22 protein-coding genes are annotated in these 20857 nt (G+C 68.7%); 14 read left to right on the top strand and 8 right to left on the bottom strand.

Translation table 11 applies throughout. The annotated features are described in order from the left end of the window. Positions 1-75 precede the first annotated feature (75 nt). From B0293_RS23500 to B0293_RS23520, 5 genes are all read left to right on the top strand, one after another. Positions 76-1077 carry an ABC transporter permease gene (locus B0293_RS23500; RefSeq protein ID WP_005166271.1) on the top strand — a complete coding sequence of 334 codons (1002 nt, stop codon included), beginning with the start codon at positions 76-78 and terminating at the stop codon, positions 1075-1077. Next, complete coding sequence (locus B0293_RS23505) at positions 1074-2009, top strand: ABC transporter permease (protein ID WP_005166272.1); 936 nt, start codon at positions 1074-1076, stop codon at positions 2007-2009. Before B0293_RS23500 ends, B0293_RS23505 begins: the two co-directional genes overlap by 4 nt. 6 nt (positions 2010-2015) lie before the next feature. Next, positions 2016-3011, top strand: a complete 996-nt coding sequence (locus tag B0293_RS23510) for an ABC transporter ATP-binding protein (RefSeq protein ID WP_005166273.1) — start codon at positions 2016-2018, stop codon at positions 3009-3011. Next, positions 3008-4126 carry an ABC transporter ATP-binding protein gene (locus B0293_RS23515; RefSeq protein WP_005166274.1) on the top strand — a complete coding sequence of 373 codons (1119 nt, stop codon included), beginning with the start codon at positions 3008-3010 and terminating at the stop codon, positions 4124-4126. Before B0293_RS23510 ends, B0293_RS23515 begins: the two co-directional genes overlap by 4 nt. Positions 4127-4399: 273 nt before the next feature. Continuing rightward, the gene (locus tag B0293_RS23520; protein WP_039919571.1) at positions 4400-5041 is read left to right on the top strand and encodes an SDR family oxidoreductase; all 642 of its coding nucleotides are present in this window, start codon (positions 4400-4402) and stop codon (positions 5039-5041) included. Here B0293_RS23520 and B0293_RS23525 read toward each other — a convergent pair. Beyond that, the gene (locus B0293_RS23525) at positions 5034-5597 is read right to left on the bottom strand and encodes a CGNR zinc finger domain-containing protein (RefSeq protein WP_005166276.1); all 564 of its coding nucleotides are present in this window, start codon (positions 5595-5597) and stop codon (positions 5034-5036) included. The two genes, B0293_RS23520 and B0293_RS23525, sit on opposite strands and share 8 nt — an antisense overlap. Before the next feature lie 87 nt (positions 5598-5684). On the opposite strand from B0293_RS23525, the gene B0293_RS23530 reads away from it, so the two are divergent. Together B0293_RS23530 and erm are read left to right on the top strand one after the other, a co-directional pair. Beyond that, positions 5685-6383, top strand: coding sequence for an SDR family oxidoreductase (locus tag B0293_RS23530; protein WP_005166277.1), 699 nt, complete (start codon positions 5685-5687; stop codon positions 6381-6383). Positions 6384-6566: 183 nt separating this feature from the next. Beyond that, entirely contained in the window at positions 6567-7301 is a 735-nt protein-coding gene (gene erm / locus B0293_RS23535; protein WP_039919572.1) for a 23S ribosomal RNA methyltransferase Erm, read from the top strand. Here erm and B0293_RS23540 read toward each other — a convergent pair. Further along, complete coding sequence (locus B0293_RS23540) at positions 7204-8127, bottom strand: EamA family transporter (RefSeq protein WP_039919600.1); 924 nt, start codon at positions 8125-8127, stop codon at positions 7204-7206. The genes erm and B0293_RS23540 overlap by 98 nt on opposite strands. An 87-nt stretch (positions 8128-8214) precedes the next feature. Between B0293_RS23540 and B0293_RS23545 the strand changes: the two genes are divergently transcribed. Next, positions 8215-9153 (top strand): LysR family transcriptional regulator, encoded by a 939-nt coding sequence (locus B0293_RS23545; protein ID WP_005166283.1) that lies wholly within the window; start codon positions 8215-8217, stop codon positions 9151-9153. Here B0293_RS23545 and B0293_RS23550 read toward each other — a convergent pair. After that, a complete protein-coding gene (locus B0293_RS23550) occupies positions 9110-9715 on the bottom strand; it encodes a TetR/AcrR family transcriptional regulator (RefSeq protein ID WP_039919573.1) in 606 nt (201 codons plus the stop codon). The genes B0293_RS23545 and B0293_RS23550 overlap by 44 nt on opposite strands. A gap of 58 nt (positions 9716-9773) precedes the next feature. Between B0293_RS23550 and B0293_RS23555 the strand changes: the two genes are divergently transcribed. Next, entirely contained in the window at positions 9774-10400 is a 627-nt protein-coding gene (locus B0293_RS23555) for a peroxiredoxin-like family protein (protein WP_005166285.1), read from the top strand. Positions 10401-10654: 254 nt separating this feature from the next. Here the strand turns inward: B0293_RS23555 and leuA are convergent, their stop codons facing one another. Beyond that, complete coding sequence (leuA, locus tag B0293_RS23560) at positions 10655-12412, bottom strand: 2-isopropylmalate synthase (RefSeq protein WP_039919575.1); 1758 nt, start codon at positions 12410-12412, stop codon at positions 10655-10657. A 244-nt stretch (positions 12413-12656) separates the two neighbouring features. On the opposite strand from leuA, the gene B0293_RS23565 reads away from it, so the two are divergent. Genes B0293_RS23565 through B0293_RS23575 form a run of 3 tightly spaced genes read left to right on the top strand, consistent with a single transcriptional unit; the run spans position 12657 to position 15472 of the window. After that, positions 12657-13025: a hypothetical protein gene (locus B0293_RS23565; RefSeq protein ID WP_005166291.1), complete on the top strand. Its 369-nt coding sequence runs from the start codon at positions 12657-12659 to the stop codon at positions 13023-13025. 9 nt (positions 13026-13034) lie between these two features. Beyond that, positions 13035-13628, top strand: a complete 594-nt coding sequence (locus tag B0293_RS23570) for a chemotaxis protein CheB (RefSeq protein WP_005166292.1) — start codon at positions 13035-13037, stop codon at positions 13626-13628. Continuing rightward, a complete protein-coding gene (locus B0293_RS23575; RefSeq protein ID WP_005166296.1) occupies positions 13625-15472 on the top strand; it encodes a CheR family methyltransferase in 1848 nt (615 codons plus the stop codon). The genes B0293_RS23570 and B0293_RS23575 overlap by 4 nt, the downstream gene beginning before the upstream one ends. A 10-nt stretch (positions 15473-15482) precedes the next feature. Here the strand turns inward: B0293_RS23575 and B0293_RS23580 are convergent, their stop codons facing one another. Continuing rightward, positions 15483-16235: an ANTAR domain-containing protein gene (locus B0293_RS23580; RefSeq protein WP_005166302.1), complete on the bottom strand. Its 753-nt coding sequence runs from the start codon at positions 16233-16235 to the stop codon at positions 15483-15485. Between the two features lie 142 nt (positions 16236-16377). Here B0293_RS23580 and B0293_RS23585 point away from each other — a divergent pair, with 142 nt between their 5' ends. Next, the gene (locus B0293_RS23585; RefSeq protein WP_039919576.1) at positions 16378-17259 is read left to right on the top strand and encodes an ANTAR domain-containing protein; all 882 of its coding nucleotides are present in this window, start codon (positions 16378-16380) and stop codon (positions 17257-17259) included. Here the strand turns inward: B0293_RS23585 and B0293_RS23590 are convergent. Both B0293_RS23590 and B0293_RS23595 read right to left on the bottom strand, forming a co-directional pair. Continuing rightward, complete coding sequence (locus B0293_RS23590; protein WP_245192124.1) at positions 17252-17845, bottom strand: hypothetical protein; 594 nt, start codon at positions 17843-17845, stop codon at positions 17252-17254. The two genes, B0293_RS23585 and B0293_RS23590, sit on opposite strands and share 8 nt — an antisense overlap. Positions 17846-17854: 9 nt before the next feature. Then, positions 17855-18694 carry a helix-turn-helix transcriptional regulator gene (locus B0293_RS23595; RefSeq protein WP_039919578.1) on the bottom strand — a complete coding sequence of 280 codons (840 nt, stop codon included), beginning with the start codon at positions 18692-18694 and terminating at the stop codon, positions 17855-17857. 103 nt (positions 18695-18797) lie between these two features. Between B0293_RS23595 and B0293_RS23600 the strand changes: the two genes are divergently transcribed. Next, the gene (locus B0293_RS23600; RefSeq protein ID WP_005166307.1) at positions 18798-20267 is read left to right on the top strand and encodes an MFS transporter; all 1470 of its coding nucleotides are present in this window, start codon (positions 18798-18800) and stop codon (positions 20265-20267) included. On the opposite strand, the gene B0293_RS23605 is transcribed toward B0293_RS23600, so the two are convergent. Next, positions 20228-20824, bottom strand: coding sequence for a nitroreductase family protein (locus B0293_RS23605; RefSeq protein ID WP_005166308.1), 597 nt, complete (start codon positions 20822-20824; stop codon positions 20228-20230). The genes B0293_RS23600 and B0293_RS23605 overlap by 40 nt on opposite strands. Positions 20825-20857 lie beyond the last annotated feature (33 nt).

Here is a 20857-nt window from a genome sequence, read left to right on the forward strand (position 1 = left end):
TAGTGGCTCGGGGGGTGGGCGCTACCGCGCTCACCCCCTGAAGTCCATTCCCGGGCTGGCAACAAAGGAACGCACGTGCTCCGTTTTCTCGTGCGTCGGCTGCTACAAGCGATACCGACGCTCTTGATCCTGTCCATCTTGATCTTCGCCTGGCTCCGGTCCCTGCCCGGCGGCCCCGCCGGCGCCCTCCTGGGTGACAAGGCGACCCCGGAGAAGATCGCCGACCTGAACCGGATCCTCGGCCTCGACGATCCGATCTTCGTCCAGTACTTCAAGTTCCTCGGCCGGGCCATCACCGGCGACTTCGGCAACTCGCTGGTCTCCGCCCAGCCGGTCATGTCGGAGATCGGGAACTTCCTCCCCGCCACCATCGAGCTCGGCTTCTGCGCGATGCTCATCGCGGTGGGCCTCGGCATCCCGTTCGGCTACCTGTCCGCCCGCTTCCGCGGCGGGGCCGTCGACAACGTCATCATCGTGCTTTCGCTGGTCGGCGTCGCCGTGCCGGTGTTCTTCCTCGGCTACATGATGCAGGACCTGCTGGCCGCCCCACTGGGACTTCCCTCGCAGGGCCGTCAGATGGCCGGTCTCGACGCCACCACCGTCACCGGCTTCGCGGTCTTCGACGGCATCATCACCCAGGAATGGGACGCCGCCTGGGACGCGATCCTCCACTTGATCCTCCCGGCGTTCGCGCTGGCCACCATCCCGCTCGCGGTGATCGTGCGGATCACCCGCGCTTCGGTGCTGGACGTGCTGAACGAGGACTTCATCCGCACGGCCAACTCGAAGGGCCTGACCCAGCCGGTCGTCCGGCGCCGTCACGTGCTCCGCAACGGCCTGCTGCCGGTGGTCACCACCATCGGCCTGCAGACCGGCGCGCTGCTCGGTGGCGCCGTGCTGACCGAGCGGGTGTTCAACTTCCGCGGCCTCGGCTTCCTGCTCGCCGAAGGCATCGAACGGCGTGACTATCCGCGCCTGCAAGCGCTGCTGCTGTTCGGCGCGCTGGTGTACGTGCTGGTGAACATGCTGGTCGACGTCTCGTACGGGCTCATCGACCCGAGGGTGCGTGTCCGATGAACACATTGCTGAACAAGAAGAAGGAGCCGATCGACAAGCTCGCCGCGTCGTCGGCGAAGGGGCACAGCCTCGGCGGCGAGGCCGTGCGCCGGATGCTGCGGAGCCCGGTGGCCATCACCGGCGCCGTGATCACCGGCCTGTTCCTGCTGGTGGCGATCTTCGCGCCGCTTCTCGCGCCGAAGGACCCCTACGAGCGGTATCTGCAGAGCCAGGTCATCCTCGGCCAGGGCATCATCCCGGGCGCTCAGCCCGGATTCCCGCTCGGTGTCGACGACTTCGGCCGCGACTACCTTTCGCGGCTGCTGGTCGGCGCCCAGAACACGCTGCTGGTCGGTGTGCTCGCGACGATCATCGGGGTCGCGGTCGGCATGATCATCGGCGGGCTCGCCGGTGCCTTCGGCGGCTGGGTCGACACGGTGCTGATGCGCCTGGTCGACGTCATGCTGTCGGTGCCTTCGCTGCTGCTGGCGATCTCGGTCGCCGCGCTGTTCCAGAAGCCGAGCCAGTGGACCGTGATCGTGGCCGTGTCGATGGTCGGCGTGCCGATCTTCGCGCGGTTGCTGCGCGGTTCGATGCTCGCGCAGAGAAACAGCGACCATGTGCTCGCGGCGACGTCACTCGGCGTCAAACGCGGGACGATCGTGTTGCGGCACATGCTGCCCAACTCGCTCGGCCCGGTCATCGTGCAGGCGACGCTGACCCTGGCGACCGCGATCCTCGAGGCGGCGGCGCTGTCGTTCCTCGGTCTCGGCGACCCGGACCCGAACCGGGCGGAATGGGGCATCATGCTGAGCCGCAGTGCCCGGCAGTTCCTCGACATCCGCCCCGAGCTGGCGTACTACCCGGCCATCGCGATCATTATCGTCGCGCTCGGCTTCACGCTGCTCGGCGAGTCCTTGCGGGAAGCCCTCGATCCGAAGAACAGGCGGTGATCTTTCATGGCTCTCCTTGAAGTACGCGACCTCAAGGTCGTTTTCCAGCGACGCGGCGAGAAGCCGTTCACCGCGGTGGACGAGGTCAGTTTCGACGTCGAACCCGGCCAGACGGTCGGTCTCGTCGGTGAGTCCGGTTGCGGAAAGTCCGTCACCTCGCTGGCGATCATGCGGCTGCTCGCGAAGCGCGGCAACAAGGTCAGCGGTTCGGTGTCGTTCGAAGGCACGGATCTGCTTCGCCTGTCGGACAGGGAAATGCGGGACCGCCGGGGTCGCGACCTCGGCATGGTCTTCCAGGACCCGCTGTCCTCGCTGAACCCGGTCATCCCGATCGGGCTCCAGATCACCGAGGTGCTGGAGCGGCACCGCGGGATGTCGCGCAAGGTGGCGTCGAAGGAAGCCGTCGAACTGCTGGACAAGGTCGGCATCCCCGACCCGTCGCGACGGCTTTCCGAGTACCCGCACCAGCTTTCCGGCGGGATGCGGCAGCGCGCGCTGATCGCGATCGCGCTGGCTTGCCGTCCGCGGCTGCTCATCGCCGACGAGCCGACCACCGCGCTCGACGTGACGATCCAGGCGCAGATCCTCGCGCTGCTGCGCGAACTGGTGCAGGACACCGGGACCGCGCTGATCATGATCACGCACGACCTCGGTGTCGTCGCCGGTCTCTGCGACGAGGTCAACGTGCTCTACGGCGGCAAGATCGTCGAGCGCGCGGAGCGGCACTCGCTGTTCGCCGAACCGCGGCACCCGTACACCCACGGCCTGCTCGCCTCGATCCCGCGTCTCGACGCGGGCCGCGGCGAGAAACTGATCCCCATCAAGGGATCCGTCGCCGACAACATCCCGTGGGACGCCGGTTGCGCGTTCGCGCCCCGCTGCCCGAACGCTCTCGGCGTGTGCCGGGAGGTTTCACCGCAGCTGACCCCCGATCGCGGTGGGTTGCTGCGCTGCCACAACCCGGTGATCCCGGCCGTGGCCGCACAAGGAGGGGCCCGATGACGCATACGGCACCGGCACCGGAAGTGCTCCTGGAGGTCGAAGACCTCAAGGTCCACTTCCCGATCAAGCGCGGCATCGTGGTCGACAAGACGGTCGGGCACGTGTTCGCCGTCGACGGCGTCGATCTGGCCATCCGCAAGGGTGAGACCTACGGCCTGGTCGGGGAATCCGGCTGCGGCAAGTCCACTTTGGGCAGGGCGATCCTCCGGCTGACCGAGCTGACGGCGGGCAAGGTCGTCTTCGACGGCACCGACGTCGCCGGGCTCAAGGGCGAGGAACTGCGCAAGGCGCGCCGCCGGATGCAGATGGTCTTCCAGGACCCGATGTCCTCTTTGGACCCTCGGCAGTCGGTGGAATCCATTCTGACGGAAGGGATGAAGGCGCACGGCCTCGACAAGGACAAGGACGCGACCGCCAGGCGGCTGCGGGAACTCCTTGCCGCGGTCGGGCTTCCGGAGTCTTCGCTGCGGAAGTACCCGCACGAGTTCTCGGGCGGCCAGCGTCAGCGCATCGGCATCGCGCGGGCGCTCGCGGTGCAGCCGGACCTGATCGTCGCCGACGAACCGGTGTCCGCGCTGGACGTCTCGGTGCAGGCGCAGGTGGTCAACCTCCTGGAGGACCTGCAGGAGAAGCTCGGGCTCACGTACCTGGTGATCGCGCACGACCTCGCGGTGGTGCGGCACATCTCCGACCGCATCGGCGTGATGTACCTCGGCTCGCTGGTCGAGGAGGCCGACGCCGACACGCTGTACGAGAACCCGCTGCACCCGTACACGCGGGCGCTGCTCTCGGCGATCCCCGTGCCGGACCCGACGGTGGAGGACACCCGGGAGCAGATCCTGCTCGCCGGTGACCTGCCCTCGCCGGCGCGGCCGCCGTCTGGCTGCCGCTTCCACACGCGGTGCCCGTGGAAGCAGCAGAGCCTGTGCGACACCGACCGCCCGCAGCTGCGGGAGATCGGCGCCGGTCACCGGGTCGCCTGTCACTACGCGGAGGACATCCGCGACGGGCGGATCCAGCCGCACGCGGTCGAGGCGGAACTCGTCGGAGCCGGGGACCTGAACCCCGACGTCGGCGGGCTGCCGGACGTCGGCTCGGCGGCGGAGATCCTCTAGCCCCGCTTTGCGCGTGAAGGCCCCCTTCCCTCGGCTCAGCCGAGGGAAGGGGGCCTTCACGCGCTTCCCCGCATTTAGAGGACGAAATGCGGGCGTTCCCCAGGCCCGGTCGTGTTGCGAAAGCCACTTTCGCAACCTTGAGCGTTGCGAACGTGGCTTTCGCAACACGCGGTCCCGCCGGCGAGCGCTCGGTACTTCCCGCATTTAGAGGACGAAATGCGTGGGGTGGGCGCGTGACCGGCGTGGGCGGCCGTGATCAGGCAGACTCGTGTCATGCGGGTCACAGTGCTGGGTGCGTCGGGGCGGACGGGGATTCACGTGGTCCGGCTGCTGCGGGGGCGGGGACATCAGGTGCGGGCTGGGCTGCGCAGCCGTCGCCGCGCCGAGGAGGTCGCCGGGCTCGGCGCCGAAACCGTGGTCGCGGACGTCACCGCCGACGCGGACGACCTCGTCGAGGCGCTCGCCGGTTCCGAGGTCGTGATCAGCGCGATCGGCGCGCCCGATCCGGACCAGGCCTCGGTCGACCTCGTCGACCGCGACGGCGTGATCACCGCGATCCGCGCCGCGGAGAAGGCGGGGGTCTCGCGGTTCGTGCAGCTCTCCGCGCAGTTCGCGGATTCGCCGGATCAAGGCGACCGGCTGGTGCGGTCGATCCTGATGGCGAAGCAGATCTCCGACAGCGTCCTGAGCCGTTCCAGCCTGACCTGGACGATCGTCCGCCCCGGCACCCTCACCGACGACCAGCCGACCGGCCGCGTCAAGCTCGGCGGTCACCTCGAACCCGGGCACGTCTCCCGCGCCGACGTCGCCGCGGTCCTGGTCGCCGCCCTCGACGAGCCGCTCGCGGAGAACCAGGGTTTCGACGTCATCGGTGGCGAGATCCCGATCCCGTCGGCGCTCGCCTCGCTCAGCTGAGCGCTTTCTTCCGTTCCCGGGAAGCCCGCAGGTTCGCGACGTTCCCGCAGGTCCGCACGTCGTGCCAGACCCCGCTGTTGTTGCGCGAGACGTCGTAGAACGCCGAACGGCAGCCGTCGAGACGGCACAGTTTCAGCCGCGGCCAGATCCCGGCCTGCTGCGCGAGCAGCGTCTCCGTCCACAGCGCCGAAGCGAGCCACTGCCGTCCCGCGCCGGACGGGAACAGCCGGACGACGCCGTCCCGCACGGCCAGATCGGCCTTGACCGGTTTCTCGACGGCCGCTTCGCCGCCGTCCAAGAGCGAAACGAACGACTCCCGCAGGTCGCGAAGCGCTCGAAGGTCGCTCGTGCCCAGCGTGATCTCGGGAACTTCGGATTCCCGCACGCGAGACCATTCCGCCAGCGCCTCGGCGGCCCACGGTCGCGCCAGATCGGCGTCGCTCAGCAGGTCGAGGCCGTGCGTCTTGATCGCCTTCGTGTTGAGGAAGTCCTGAACGAGCGCCAGCCCCGAGGGGGCGGTGCGTAACCGGTAGCGGTCCGTCGCGGTCCATGACATAGGTCAAGCGTACTTGACTCTGTCAGCGCGCGCCGCCATCCTGATGACAGAGGCAAGCATCAAACACTTCTGTCAAAGGAGCAAATCATGACCTCCATCGAAGGCGCGGTCGTCCTGGTCACCGGCGGGCAGCGCGGGCTGGGCAGGGCGTTCGTCGCCGAACTGCTCGAACGCGGTGCCGCCAAGGTCTACGCGACGGCCAGGACGCCGCGCGCGGAGACCGATCCGCGGATCGTGCCGCTCCCGCTCGACGTCACCGACCCGGAGTCCGTCCGCGCGCTGGCCGCCGAAGCGAGCGACGCGACGATCGTCTTCAACAACGCCGGGGTCCTCGGGCTCGGCTCGCTGCTCGGCGAAGACGTCGACGCGCACCGGCCGGTCTTCGAGACGAACGTCTTCGGGGCGCTGCGCGTCGCGCAAGCGTTTGCGGCGGGGCTCAAGGACGGCGGAGCGCTGGTCAACGTCCACTCCGTCCTGTCGTGGGCGGCTGGCTCGGGGTCCTACGGCGCGTCGAAGGCGGCCTTCTGGTCGCTCACCAACTCGCTCCGCATCGAGTTCGCCGAGCAGGGCACCCAGGTGGTCGGCGTCCACCTCGGCTACACCGACACGGACATGACCCAGGGGCTCGACATCCCGAAGAACGACCCGCGCGACGTCGCCCGCCAGGTCGTCGACGGGCTGGAGAAGGGGGAGACCGAAGTGCTCACCGACGACCTCACCCGCCGGGTCAAGGCCGCGCTGTCCGGTCCGGTCGAGCACCTCGGCACCAGCCGGATCGCCGGCTAGAAAACCGTTGGCGGGAGCACTCCGGCACGGGGTAGCTTCGCCGCCATGTGTGCTTCCGCGTTCACCAGGACCCGCCGCGCCTAGCGGCGGATCCCACGCGTCCAGCAAGGAACCGCCGCCCGAGCGAGTCATCGCCGGGCAGGCCTCGTGCTGCCCGGCTCACCTCGAAGCCGCGGAGATCCCTTGCGCACACATCGTCCCGGCCGTCACGAACTCGGCCAGAACTTCCTCATCGACCACGACATCATCGAAACCGTCGTCGGGCTTGTCGCCGGAACCGACGGGCCCATCATCGAATTCGGCACCGGCGACGGCGCGCTCACCCTGCCACTGGAACGGCTCGGCAGGCCACTGACCGGTGTCGAGATCGACGACCGTCGAGCGCTGAGGCTGGCGGGCCGCGTCCGGACGTCCACGGAGATCGTCGCCGAGGACTACCTGCGGTTCCCCCTGCCGAAGACGCCCTACGTCCTGGTCGGGAATCTGCCGTTCCACCTGACCACCGCGACACTGCGCCACGTCCTCGCCGCTCCCGGCTGGACCGACGCCGTCCTGCTCATGCAGTGGGAGGTGGCGCGCCGCCGGGCCGGGGTCGGCGGCGCGACCCTGCTGACCGCGCAGTGGTGGCCGTGGTTCGACTTCCGGCTGGCCCGCCGGGTCCCCGCGGCGGCGTTCAGTCCCCGGCCCGGCGTCGACGGTGGGCTCCTGACCATGACCCGACGCGAGCGCCCGCTCGTCGACGACGCGGATCGTGAGCGCTACCAGGACTTCGTGCGGCAGGTGTTCACCCGGCCCGGCAAAGAAGTCGTGCCCAAACGCCTCACCGCACACCAGTGGGCTGAGGCGTTTCGGCTTCGGCGAGGAAATCCGGCTCGCGGGCGCGGCGCTTCGTCGAACCGAACAGGACCCCGCCGATGACGACGGCCGCGGCGATGATCTCCACCAGCGAGGGGCGCTCGTCGAGGACCAGGAACGCCATCGACAGCCCGACCACCGGCACCAGCAGGGAGAACGGCGCGACCACGCCCGCCGGGTTGCGGCGCATCAGCGACGTCCAGATCCCGGAGCCGACGATCGTGCCGAACAGCACGACGTAGGCGAGCCCGCCGAGGCCGATCAGGCCGGTCGTCGTGCCGAGGGTGCTCAGCGAGCGCCCGATCTCGGCGGGCCCCTCCATCGCCAGCGACAGCGCGAACATCGGCAGCGGCGGCACCACGGACATCCAGAGGACGAAGTTCAGCGGGTTGTCCGGGGCCGCCTGCCGCGTGCTCAGGTTTCCGAAGGCCCAGCTCAGCGCGCCGAGCAGGGTCAGGATCACCGGCAGCAGGGCGGCGTTGCCGGCCTGCTGCCAGGCGATCGTCGCCATCCCGGCGACGGCGAGCAGGATCCCGCCCAGCTGCCGTCCGGACACCCGTTCCCGCAGGAAGACGGCGCCGAGCAGGACGGTGAACGGGGCCGAAGCCTGCAGCACCAGCGACGCGAGACCGGTCGGCATGCCGGTGTCCATCGCGATGAAGAGGAAGACGAACTGCCCGGTGCCGAAGCCCAGCCCGTAGCCGAGCAGGTGGCGGATCTTCACCTTCGGCCACGGTACGAAGAGGATGGTCGGGATCGCGATGATCGCGAAGCGCAGCCCGCCGGCGAAGACGGGCGGGAACTGTCCGAGGGTGGCGTGGATGGCGAGGAAGTTGCAGCCCCAGAGGACGGCGACGAGCAGGGCGAGCAAACGGTCGCGGGCGGGCATGTCCTTCACTCTGACGTGGATGACCATTTAGGACCAGCGAGAATATTTGCAGCGACCGTTCAGTTTCGCTTCACATATGCTGGTGTCATGGACATCGGCCGGTTGCGGACCCTGCGGGAGTTCGCCGACCGCGGCAGCGTGACGGCGGCCGCGAAGGCGTTGCACTGCACGCCGTCCGCGGTTTCCCAGCAGCTGCGCGCCTTGCAGGGTGACGTCGGTCTCGCGCTGACGGAGCCCGCCGGGCGCGGGCTGCGGCTGACCGACGCGGGCCGCGCGCTGGTCGCCCGCGCGGACGACGTGCTCGCCGCGCTCGATCGCGCGGAGTCCGAATTGGACACTTATCGCAGCGCCCCGCGCGGCCGGGTCCGGGTGGCGATCTTCCAGTCGGCCGGGCTGATGCTGCTGCCCGGGCTGCTGCACCGGACGGCGGAGTTCGACGGGCTGGACGTCATCGTGCGCGACGTCGACATGACGCCGCCCGAGGTGCCGGGGCTCGTCGCGGACTACGACATCGTGGTGGCGCACCGGGACGAGCACGCGGAGTCGCTCGGATCGGAGCGGCTGGAGTCACGGCACCTGCTGCGCGAACCGCTCGACGTCGCGCTCCCCACCGGGCACCGGCTCGCGAAACGGCGTCGCCTCGAACTCGCGGAACTGGCCGACGAAAGCTGGATCAGCGTCAACGCCGGGTTCCCGGTGGACGACATTCTCCAGTCGCTGATCATCCGCACCGGCGTGCGGCCGCGGGTGGTGCAGCGCATCAACGACTTCCGGATCATTGAACGGCTGGTGGCCGCGGGACACGGGATCGCGCTGCTGCCCCGGTACACAGTGGACACCCGGCGTGGCAGCGGCCTGGTCTGCCGTCCGCTCGCCGGGATCAAGGCGGCGCGGCACGTCGAGGCGGTCTGCCGGCTCGGCGCGTCCTCGCGGCCCGCGGTGGCGAAGGTCCTCGACGCGCTCGCCGACGAGGTCGAGGCGCTCACGGGCGAGCGTGACTCTTCAGGTGGTCCAGCGCGATCTTGAGCGCGTCGGCGATCGGCGTGATGTCGTGCCGCAGGTGGGCCATCAACAGGCCGCCCTGGAGGCAGGTCATCGCGGCCTGCGCGAGCCGCGCCGGGTCGGCGCCCTCGACGAGCTTTCCCTGTTCCCGCAAGGACTTCAGGCCGCGTTCGAGATGGGACTCCCATTCGCGGTAGGCCTTGTCCAGCAGCGGGGCCATCTTCGGGTCGTCGCCGAGCTCGCCGGTGAGGTTGCCGAGCGGACAGGCGACCGGGCCTTTCGGAGTGCTCTGGATGGCGAGGATCTCCTGTGCCCACTGGTCGAAGTCCGCCCATTCGCGGAGTTCGAAGATCGTGGGCTGGTTGCCGAGGATCAGTTCGAGACAGCGGTCGATGACCGCGCCGACGAGTTCGTCCTTGTTCTTGAAGTAGTGGTACATCTGCGATTTCCCGGCTCCGCTGGCCGCGAGAACCTTGTCGACGCTCGTCGCGGCGACGCCGTTGACGTACATCAGCTCGGCCGCCGCGTCGACGATCGCGTCACGCGTCATCCGCCCTCGCGGGGTCTTCGCCGGTTGACCACTCATGTACCGAATAGTACAGTTGGCCGCACTGTACCGATCAGTACAACCAAAGGAGCTGACGATGGGGGATCTCAACACCGACCTCGCCGACCTGCGCGTCGCCGTCGCGGAGCACCTGCCGGAGGAGGTGGCGCCGGTGCTCAAGGCCGACCGGGAGAAGTTCGTCGGACTGGTCGTCGAGGCGGCGGTGAAGCCGGGGGCGGCGATGCCGGACCTCACGCTGCCGGACGCTTCCGGTGAGCGGATCCGGGTCGCGGACGGGCCTGCCGTCGTGGTGTTCTATCGCGGCGCGTGGTGTCCGTACTGCAACCTCGCCCTGCGCGCGTATCAGCAGGAACTACTGCCGGAGCTGGAGAATCTGGGAGTGAAGCTGGTCGCGGTCAGCCCGCAGCTGCCGGACGGCTCGCTGTCCACGAACGATCTGGAATTCGCCGTGCTGTCCGATGTGGACAACGAGCTCGGGCGCGCGCTCGGCATCACGTTCCGGCAGGACCCGGAGCTCAAGCCGACCTTCGACGCGCTCATCGGCGACGTCGAGAAGCTCAACGGTGCGGCGGAGTGGGAACTGCCGTACCCGACCGTCCTGGTGGTCGACGGTGAAGGTGTCATCCGCTACATCGACGTCCACCCGGACTACACCACCCGCACCGACCCGGCCGACATCCTGGCCGCGGTGAAGGCCCTGTAGAGGTACATGAAGGCCCCCTTCCGGTGCTGGCCTTCATGTACTCGGGCCCGGCGCTGAGCGGAGGGATGTTGCGAAAGCCACTTTCGCAACCTTCAACGTTGCGAAAGTGGCTTTCGCAACACGCGTCAAGGCCGCATCGCGCCTGATGCGCCGCCCTTGCCTCTCCGCACTAGGGGGAAGTCCGTGAAGGCCTCCTTGAGGGACCCAGAGTCCCTCAAGGAGGCCTTCACGGAACGGAACAGAAGCGGGAAGAGCTACCGGTTCGCCCGGTTCACCGCCGACACGACGGCCCGCAGCGAGGCGGTCACGATCGACGGGTCGATCCCGATGCCCCAGAACACCCGGTCGGAGATCGCACACTCGATGTACGACGCCGCCCGCGCGTCGTCGCCCGGCGAGAGCGTGTGCTCGCTGTAGTCCAGCAGCCGCAGGTCGAACCCGACGGTCGACAGCGCGTCGAAGAACGCCGCGATCGGGCCGTTCCCGCGCCCGGTCACCTCGTGCTCGTCGCCTTCGACCCGCACGGTGGCGGTGATGTCGTACTCGCCGTCCCCGTTGTCCCTCACGTGCTGGCGGACCAGCTCCAGCGGCGTCTTCAGCTCCAGGTACTCGGCCGAGAACGCGTTCCACATCGTGGTCGGGTCGACCTCGCCGCCTTCGGTGTCGGTGTGCCGCTGGACGACCTTCGAGAACTCGATCTGCAGGCGCCGCGGCAGGTCGAGCTGGTGCTCGGCCTTCATGATGTAGGCGACGCCGCCCTTGCCGGACTGCGAGTTCACCCGGATCACGGCCTCGTAGTTGCGGCCGATGTCCTTCGGGTCGATCGGCAGGTACGGGACCTCCCACGGGTGCTCGTCGACCGGCGTCCCCGCCTTGTCGGCAGCGGCCTTCAGCGCGTCGAGGCCCTTGTTGATCGCGTCCTGGTGGCTGCCGGAGAACGCGGTGAACACCAGGTCACCGGCCCACGGGCTGCGCTCGTGCACCGGCAGCTGGTTGCAGTATTCGACGGTCCGCTTGATCTCGTCCATGTCGGAGAAGTCGATCTGCGGGTCGACGCCCTGGCTGTACAGGTTCATGCCCAGCGCGACCAGGTCGACGTTGCCGGTGCGCTCGCCGTTGCCGAACAGGCAGCCTTCGATCCGGTCCGCGCCGGCCTGGAAGCCCAGTTCGGCGGCGGCGATGCCGGTGCCGCGGTCGTTGTGCGGGTGCAGCGACAGGATCACCGAGTCGCGGCGCTCCAGGTTGCGGTGCATCCACTCGATCGAGTCGGCGTAGACGTTCGGCGACGCCATCTCGACGGTGGCCGGCAGGTTCAGGATGACCGGCTTCTCCGGCGTCGGCTGCCAGATCTCGGTGATCGTGTTGCAGACTTCGAGCGCGTAGGACAGCTCGGTGCCGGTGTAGGACTCCGGGGAGTACTGGAAGCGGAAGTCGGTGTCCGGCTGCTTCGCCGCGTAGTCGACGACCAGCTCGGCCGCCTGCGAAGCGATCTTCGTGATGCCGATGCGCTCCTCACGGAACACCACACGACGCTGGAGGATCGACGTCGAGTTGTAGATGTGGACGATCGCGCGCGGCGCGCCTTCCAGTGCCTTGAAGGTGCGCTCGATCAGCTCCGGACGGCACTGGGTCAGCACCTGGATGCTGACGTCGTCCGGGATGGCGCCCTCGTCGATGATCTCGCGGACGAAGTCGAAGTCCGTCTGCGACGCGGCCGGGAAGCCGACCTCGATCTCCTTGTAGCCCATGCGGACCAGCAGGTCGAAGAACTTGCGCTTGCGCGCGGGCGACATCGGGTCGATCAGGGCCTGGTTGCCGTCACGCAGGTCGACCGCGCACCACAGCGGGGCGGTGTCGATGCGCTTGTCCGGCCAGGTGCGGTCGGGCAGGACGATGTCCTCGACCAGCTCGGACCAGGGGCGATAGCGGTGTACGGGCATCGAAGTGCCGCGCTGGGTGTTCCACGAAGCCTGCTCGGAAGGGGCCGGGCGCGTGGGCTTGCGAATGCTCATGAGGGGACGGTTCTCCTGAAGAATCGGGTGCGACGACCGGCACCACGAAGCCCCGCGACGGGGAGCCGGTCCGATCAGGCCCCGTCGCGGCAGCGAAGCAGGAGAGCTCGAGCCACGACGCCACCTTAACCGCGAGATCTCCCGAAAGGAAACCCGGGCCGCGATCGAACCGTGACTCAAGTGGCGCCCATTCGGGTTACTCGCGGGTAGCAATCGGACCAGGGAGCGTGCCACACTGCCCGGCATGGGCGAGCACGCTGAAGAGAAGGAAACCGCTGATCAGGCGACCAGGCGCAAGGTCGACTGGCGGGCGGGCGGTGGCCGCGCGGCCGGGATACTGGCGAGTGTCGTCCGCTGGGTCGGGCTGGTCTTCGCGGCCATTCTGGTGCTGCACGTCGTCTTCGTGATCGGCGAGGCCAATCCCGACAACGGCATCGTGTCGTTCGTCCGCGGCTGGGCCGACGGGCTGCTGCTGGGCTTCAAGGATCTCTTCATGCCCGAAGACGCGAAGCTCCGCGTGCTGATCAACTACGGCATCGCCGCGATCTTCTGGATGGTGGTGTCCGGAATCCTCGCCAAGATCATCCGCCGCGTGGGTGGCTCGGGGGGCTAGGCTCGGTCTATGCGTGGGCCGGACGCGGCGTACGAGATCGTCGCCATCGGATCGTCGGCGGGCGGAGTCAAGGCGCTCATCGAGATCCTCGGCGCCCTTCCCGCCGATTTTCCCGTGCCCGTGGTCGCCGTCCAGCATCTCGACCCGCGGCGGCACACCATCCTCGCCGAACTCCTCGGCCGCCGGTCGTACCTGCGGGTCAAACTGGCCGAGGCCGGGGACGCCGTCGAGCGCGGTGTCGTCCACTTGGCCCCGCCGGACCGGCACCTGACGCTGGCTTCTGACGGAAGGCTCCGCCTGTCGTCCGGTGAGCAGGTGAATTTCGTACGCCCGTCGGTCGATCTGCTCTTCGAATCCGTCGCCGCCGTGTACGGCCCGGGGACGCTCGCCTGTGTTCTCACCGGAACGGGTTCCGACGGCGCGGCGGGTGCGGTCGCGGTGAAGGAACGGGGCGGTACGGTGGTCATCGAAGATCCGGAAACCGCCGAGTTCAAGGGCATGCCGGCGGCGGTGGCGAAAGCCATGACGGTCGATTTGACGTTTTCGCTGGAGGAAATGGCCGGAGCCCTGATCGGCTTGGTGAAGGGAACGAGGTCGCCATGAGCGCGCCGGAAGGCGGGAACGACGAGGACAGGGACCTCGAGACCCTGCTGACGTTCATCCGGGACTCCCGCGGTTTCGACTTCACCGGCTACAAGCGGACCTCGCTCGCCCGCCGGATCCGGAAACGCATGCAGACGGTGAAAATCGACGACTACGCCGATTACCGCGACCACCTGGAGATCAATTCCGACGAGTTCCAGGAACTGTTCAACACCATTCTGATCAACGTCACCAGCTTCTTCCGTGATCCCGAAGCCTGGACCTACCTGCGGGCGACCGTCGTGCCCGATCTGGTCAAGAAGGTCGGCCCGACCGAGGAGATCCGGCTCTGGAGCGCGGGGTGTTCGAGTGGCGAGGAGGCGTACTCGCTGGCGATGATCTTCGCCGAGTATCTCGGCCTCGAGGCGGCCACTTCGCGGGTCAAGATCTACGGCACCGACGTCGACGAGGAAGCCCTGCGCGAGGCCAGAGCCGGTCTGTACTCCGCGAAAGCGCTGGAACGGCTTCCCGAGGACCTGAAGAACAAGTACTTCGAGCCGGCAGGCGACCTCTTCGCGTTCAGCCGTGACCTCCGCCGCCGGGTGATCTTCGGCAGGCACGACATCACCCGCGACGCCCCCATTTCCCGCGTCGACCTGCTCTCCTGCCGCAACACCCTGATGTACTTCAACATCGAGACCCAGACGAAGATCATCGAACGTTTCCACTTCGCCCTCAACGAGGGTGGCCACCTGTTCCTCGGCAAGGCCGAGATGTTGCTGTCCGACGGCGCCCGGTTCGAGATCGCCAACATGCGGAACCGGGTCTTCACCGTGCGCTCGGGCAGGGTGACGACGAAGGCCCCGCGGTTCGACGTGTGGGCGGACGCGGGGATGCGGGACACCAACCGGAGACGTCTCGTGAGCGAACTCGCCCTGGCCTCTTCCCCCGATTCGGTGCTGGGCATCGACCACGACGGCGCGATCGCCCTGATCAACGGTTCGGCACGGCTCCAGTTCGGGCTCAGCCTGAACGACGTGGGCAAACCGTTCCACGAACTCGAAATCTCCTACCGGCCGATCGAGCTCCGGTCCGTGATCGACCAGGCGCACGGCGAGCGCCGCAGCATCCGGATCAACTCGGTGCGGCGGCAGAAGAGCGAGAACGAGGCACAGTACTTCGACATCATCGTCCGGCCGCTGCTCACCATCGACGGCGAGGACATCGGCGCCGCGATCACCTTCATCGACACCACCGAGGCGACCCGCCTCCAACACGAGGTCAAGCGGGTCCAGGAGGATCTCGCGACGGCGTACGCGGAACTCCAGTCCACGAACGCGGAACTCGAAACGGTCAACGAGGAACTCCAGTCGAGCATCGAGGAACTCGAGACCACCAACGAGGAACTCCAGTCCACCAACGAAGAACTCGAGACCACCAACGAAGAACTCCAGTCCACCAACGAAGAACTCGAAACCATGAACGAGGAGATGCGCGTCCGCACCACGGAACTCGACGAGACGCGCGTCTTCTTCGAAGGCGTACTTTCGAGCATCGAGGCCGGGGTGGTCGTGCTGGACGGCGATCTCCTGGTACGCAGCTGGAATCGTGGCGCGGAGGATCTGTGGGGGCTTCGATCCGACGAGGTCTACCGGGAAGACTTCTTCGCGCTGGACTTCGGCCTGCCGACGGCCGGGCTCCGCGATGCCGTCGAGGCCTGCAACGAGACCGGGGAAAAGGGCGACCGGATCGAACTCGACGCCGTCGACCGCAAGGGCCGGAGCCTGGTCGCGTCGATCGGCTGCTCGCCGCTGCACGGGCCGGGCGGCGGGGTCGTGCTGCTGATGGAGCACTCGCGGAACTGACGGTCCCGGCTCAGCTCCGGCGAGAGGCCTTCGCCCTCTCCTCCAGCAGGCCGGACGCGGTCAACCGCCGGGCGACCAGCTTCTCGGAAACCTCGGAGATCCGCTGGTTGTGGCTCCGCGCGTAGCGGCGCATCAGGAGGAACGCCTCACTCGGGCTGACTTCGAGCCGGGCGGACACCAGGCCCTTGGCCTGCTCGATGGGCACCCGGCTGGTGAGCGCGCCTTGGAGTTGCGAGGAGGTTTCGGTCAGCTTCGCGATGGCGCGATGGTTCAGCATGCCGATCGTCGCGACGTCGGCGAGCGCGCTCGCGATCCGGATGTCGGCGCTCGGCAGCGGTGCCATCCCGGTGGTCAGGATCGTCACCGAGCCCAGGATGTCTTCCCTGCGGTTGAACGGGAACGCGTGCACGGAACGGTAGCCGAGCGAAAGGGCCGCCGGGGCCAGTCGCGGCCAGCGGGCGGTCGCTTCCTCGAGACGCGCGTTGACCACGGGCACGCCCGTGGAGTGGCAGTCGAAGCCTGGGCCCTCTCTGGCGAACAACCCGTCGAGTGGCGGTTCGCCCAGGCGTTCATCGGTGTGCACCACCATCTGCCCGCCGGGGTTTTCACCGGCGACGGCCAGCCGGACCGAGGCCGAGGCGACCAGCCGGGTGTACCGGTCCGCCACGACCGGCCAGAAACTCGCCGGATCCAAGGCGGGGACCAGCGTGTCGGCCAGCTCGACCAGGGTTTCGGCGATCCACTCTTCACGGTTCTGAGGCACGACAGGCCTTCCTGCTGCTTCCTGGCGGGGGCACGTGAGTACCGGGGAGTCAACGCTAGACCGTTTCGCCAACCCGGGGAACCGGTCAGGCTCAGCCGTTCGGGTCTCCTTGACCGGCCATGGTGCGGCGTACCCTCCGCTCATGAAGGACGGCAGGCGCGATTCTTCGACCCTCCGTGGCATGGCGGAGGACGAGGCAGGCCGTGCCGACAGGGCCGCGAACGTGGCCCATCGGCATGAGGGCCTTGCCGAAACGGCCACTGTGTCGATGCGCGCCTTTCACCGGAGAATGGCCGGGATCCACCGATCGACCGAGCGGGTGCACCGGACTTCCGCCGAATTGCATCTCGCCCACGCGGATTCCGTGGACCGATCGGCGATCGGCGGACGGCGGCCGCCCACCCGGTTCATCGCGACGGTCGCCGAAGTGGCCGACAGCCCGAGCACGGCCGTGACCTTGTTCGGCAGGAACGCGGACACGACGGTCGTCGCGACGTCCGATCCGATCGCCGAGGCGGCTTGTGACTTCGAATACGTCTTCGGCGAGGGGCCGTCCTGGACACCGCCCACCACCTCCACACCGTTGCGGGTCTGTGGCCAAGAGGAGCTGACACGCCGCTGGCCTCAGTTCGGTCCCGCCGCGCACGACCTCGGAGTCCGGGCGGTGGTCGTGGCCCCGCTCGGTCTTCCCGAGAGGCCACTGGGCACCTTGACCGCCTACCGGTTCGACACGGACCCCGCCCCCGAGGTGGCCAGGGCGGTCGGGACGGTCGCCGCCGCCCTGACGACGACCGCGTTGCTCTCGTCGCCGCGGAGGACAGAGGATGGACTGCCCGACCATCCTCTGTTCGAAGAAGTGGATTTCCGTGTCGTGGTGCACCAGGCCACCGGAATGGTGATGGCCGCCGGCGGCCGCGGGGCCTCCGACGCGCTGGCCTTGATCCGGGCGCAGGCCTTCCTCCGGAACGAAAGTGTCACCGAAGTCGCTCTCGCGATCGTGAACCGGACCCTGCGGATCAGCTGACGCCGAGTCTTTCGTAAGCCTCGACGGCGGCCTTCGGGTCGTCGGCCTGGAACTTCACGACGCGGACGGTCTCGGTCGCGCCGAGCGGGCGGGTCACGGTGACCGGCTCACGCAGTTCGGCGACCAGGTTCGTCTCGTAGAAGTTGTCGTGGCTCAGCCAGGTTTCGTCGCGGAACTTCTGCGCCTTGAGCGGGTCGTGGCTCTCTTTCAGATGCCGCAGCGAGGCGACGTTCTCCCTCGGGATCCGCACGTCGTAGAACGAGCTCCAGCGCACCCGCACCTCACGCGAGGAGACCACGTGCGGCCGGACGACGGTGCCGGCGTAGACCCCGAACACCAGCAGTACCGAGTACACGCCCAAGACGAGCAGCACGACGTCGACGACGATGCCGAAGTCGATCAGCCAGAAGAGACCCGCTTCGACGGCGCTCACCACCGCCAGGACGATGAAGATCGCCTTGCCGCTGGAGCCGTACGGCACCGCGACGGCGTCCCCGTCGATGCCGTCCTTGCGGCCTCTCACATACAGCCAGAGTCCTGCCATCGTGCGGGATTCGTTGCGGACGATATTGCGTAAAGCCCCCATGACCCCATGTTAGCGATCAAAATGGGTCAAGATCTCGAGCGCGTCGGCGGACCCCGGATCCTTCGGTGTGTAGATCTCCAGCCGGTGGCCGGGGCTGTCGGGCTGGAGCCACACCTGGTAGTCGACGTCGACCGCGCCGACCGTCGGATGCCGCAGGAGCATGGTGCCGACCGTGCAGTCGGCGACGTCGCCGGTCGCCCAGAGCGTCGCGAACTCGTCGCTGCGCATGGTCAGTTCGCCGATGAGCCCGGCGAGGCGGGCGTCGGTGGGATACCGGCCCGCGGTCAGCCGCAGGTAGGCGACGTGGATCCGGGCGAGTTCGGCCCAGTTGCCGAACAGGTTCCTGGTGAGCGGGTCGAGGAAGAACATCCGCGGCACGGACGGCCGATGTCCGGGATCCGCCGGTGAAGCGAAGTCGACGTGTTCCGCGGTGAGCGCGTGACCGGCGCGATTCCACGCGAGGACGTCGCCGCGCCTGCCGAGCACGACGGCGGGCACGGATTCGGCGAGGTTCTCCAGCAGCGCGAGGACGCGGGGATGCGGCTCTTCCGGGCCGGGGTCGGACAGTTCCGGGAGCGAGGACCGCCGGGCGAGGTTGTGCAGATGGCCGGTTTCGACGTCGTCGAGCCGGAGGACGCGGGCGAGCGCGTCGAGCACTTGCTGTGAAGCGGTTTCGGCCAGTCCCTGCTCCAGCCGCGTGTAGTACCCGGCGCTCACCCCGGCGAGCTGGGCGAGTTCCTCGCGGCGCAGGCCGGGCACGCGGCGCGAGGTGCCGTAGGTGCGCAGGCCGATCTCGGCGGGGGTCACCCGGTCACGACGGCTCTTGAGGTACACGCCGAGGCTTTCCATGACTTCGAGCCTAAGTTCCTTCGCGCTCGCGTGGGTGTACCCGCGGGGTGTACCCACGGCACGGGGCTGGTCGCTCTCGCGGGTTCGATCCAGCGTCGAGGGCATGACACGACAGCACAACCGGGCCTGGTTCGGCCTGCTGGTGATCCTCTGCCCGGTCTTCCTGGTCTCGATGGACGGCTCGATCCTGTTCCTCGCGATGCCCAGGATCAGCCAGGCGCTCACCCCGACGGCCGATCAGGCCCTGTGGATCCTGGACGTCTACGGCTTCGCGGTCGGCTCGCTGCTCATCGCGTTCGGCAACCTCGGCGACCGGTACGGCCGCCTGAAGCTGCTGATGATCGGCGCCGCCGTGTTCGGCGCGGCCTCCACCGGGGCGGCGTTCGCCCCGAGCCCGGAACTGCTGATCGCGTTCCGCGCGCTGATGGGGCTGGCGGGCGCGACGCTGCTGCCGTCCGCGCTGGCCGTGCTGAGCGAACTCTTCCCCGATCCGGGACGGCGGGCGCGGGCCATCGGGATCTTCGCGGCCGCGTTCGCCGCCGGTTTCGCGATCGGCCCGGTCGTCGGCGGTGTCCTGCTGGGGCGGTTCGCCTGGGGTTCGATCTTCCTGGTCAACCTGCCGGTGATCGTGGTGTTCCTGGCGCTCGCGCCGGTGCTGCTCCGGGAGGTGCGGGCCACCCGCCCCGGACGCGTGGACGCGCTGAGCGTCGTGCTCTCCGCCGCCGGTCTGCTGCTCGCGATCTACGGGATCAAGCACGCCGCCGCCGACGGGCTGTCCGTTCTCGCAGTCTCGGCGGGGGTCGCCGGGGCCGGGCTGCTGGTGTGGTTCGCCCGGCGCCAGCGTGGTCTCGACCACCCGCTGATCGAGTTCTCCCTGTTCCGCGACCGCGTCTTCACGATCGCGGTCGTCACCGGGCTGCTGCCCCTCGCCGCGTGGTCGGCGGCCGCGTACCTGTCGGGGATCCACCTCCAGTCCGTGCTCGGCCTGCCCGTCCTGCACGCGGCGCTGCTGGCGCTGCCCGGGGCGGCCGTGCTCACCACGATGTGCGTCGTCACGCCCGCGCTGGTCGACCGGATCGGCAAGCGCGCGGCGCTGGTCACCTGCCACTTCTCCATCGCCCTCGGGCTGGCGCTGCTGCTCATGACCGGCGTCACGGGCGGGGCGGGCTGGTACGTCGCCTCGACCGTGGTCGCCGGTGTCGGCTACGGGATCTCGTTCAGCGTGGTGGCCGACACGGCCGTCGCCGCGGTGCCCGCCGAACGGGCGGGAGCGGCGAGCGCGATCGCCGAGACCAGCAACGAGATCGGCAACGCGCTGGGGATCGCGCTCATGGGGTCGCTCGCCGCGCTGGTGTTCCGCCTGGCCGGTCCGGGCCTCGCGCCCACGCTCGGCGAAACTCTTCAGCATTCGGGTATCGCGCCCACGGCTGCCGTTGACGCGAAGGAGGCTTTCGTCGCGGGTCTGCACACCGCCGTCGCGGTGCTGAGCCTGCTGCATGTCGGGCTCGGCGTCCTCGCGTCACGCTGGCTCCCTCAGTCGGAGAAGGCGCTCGTGCCCCACGTGTCGGCGTAGGCGAATTCCCCCAGCGAGACGCGCTCGCGCGGTGCCTTCTCACGCTCGATCCGCCAGTCTTCTTCGAGTACCGAGGGATCCGCCGGGTGGCCGACGGCGATGGCGACCTTGGGGACGACGTCGTCGGGGAGCCCGAAGAAGTCCGTCGCCGCCTCGGCGGAGAAGCCGGCCATCTGGTGCGCGATCAGGCCGAGCTCGACGGCCTGGAGCACGAGGTTCTCGCTCGCCAGGCCCAGCCCGTACTCGGCGTACGGGACCTCGCCCTTCTCGTTCGTGGTCACCATCACGCCGATCAGCAGCAGCCCGGCGCGATGGGCCCACGCGCGGTTGCCGGAGTTGAGCGTCGAGAGGACGCGGTCGAACGACGGCGTGCCCCGGAGGCCGACCAGGTAACGGGCGGGCTGGGTGTTGCCGAACGACGGCGCCCAGCGGGCCGCTTCGAGCAGCGCGCGGACCTGGTCGTCGGTGACGGTGGCGGCCTCGTCGTAAGCGCGAGGGCTCCACCTGGCGGCCATGATCGACGCGATCGGGGTACTCGTTTGGGCGGGCTTGTGCATTGGCGGACCATAACAAGGCGTGCTCTCCGTCAC

The sequence above is a fragment of the Amycolatopsis azurea DSM 43854 genome, assembly GCF_001995215.1.
Lineage (GTDB): Bacteria > Actinomycetota > Actinomycetes > Mycobacteriales > Pseudonocardiaceae > Amycolatopsis > Amycolatopsis azurea.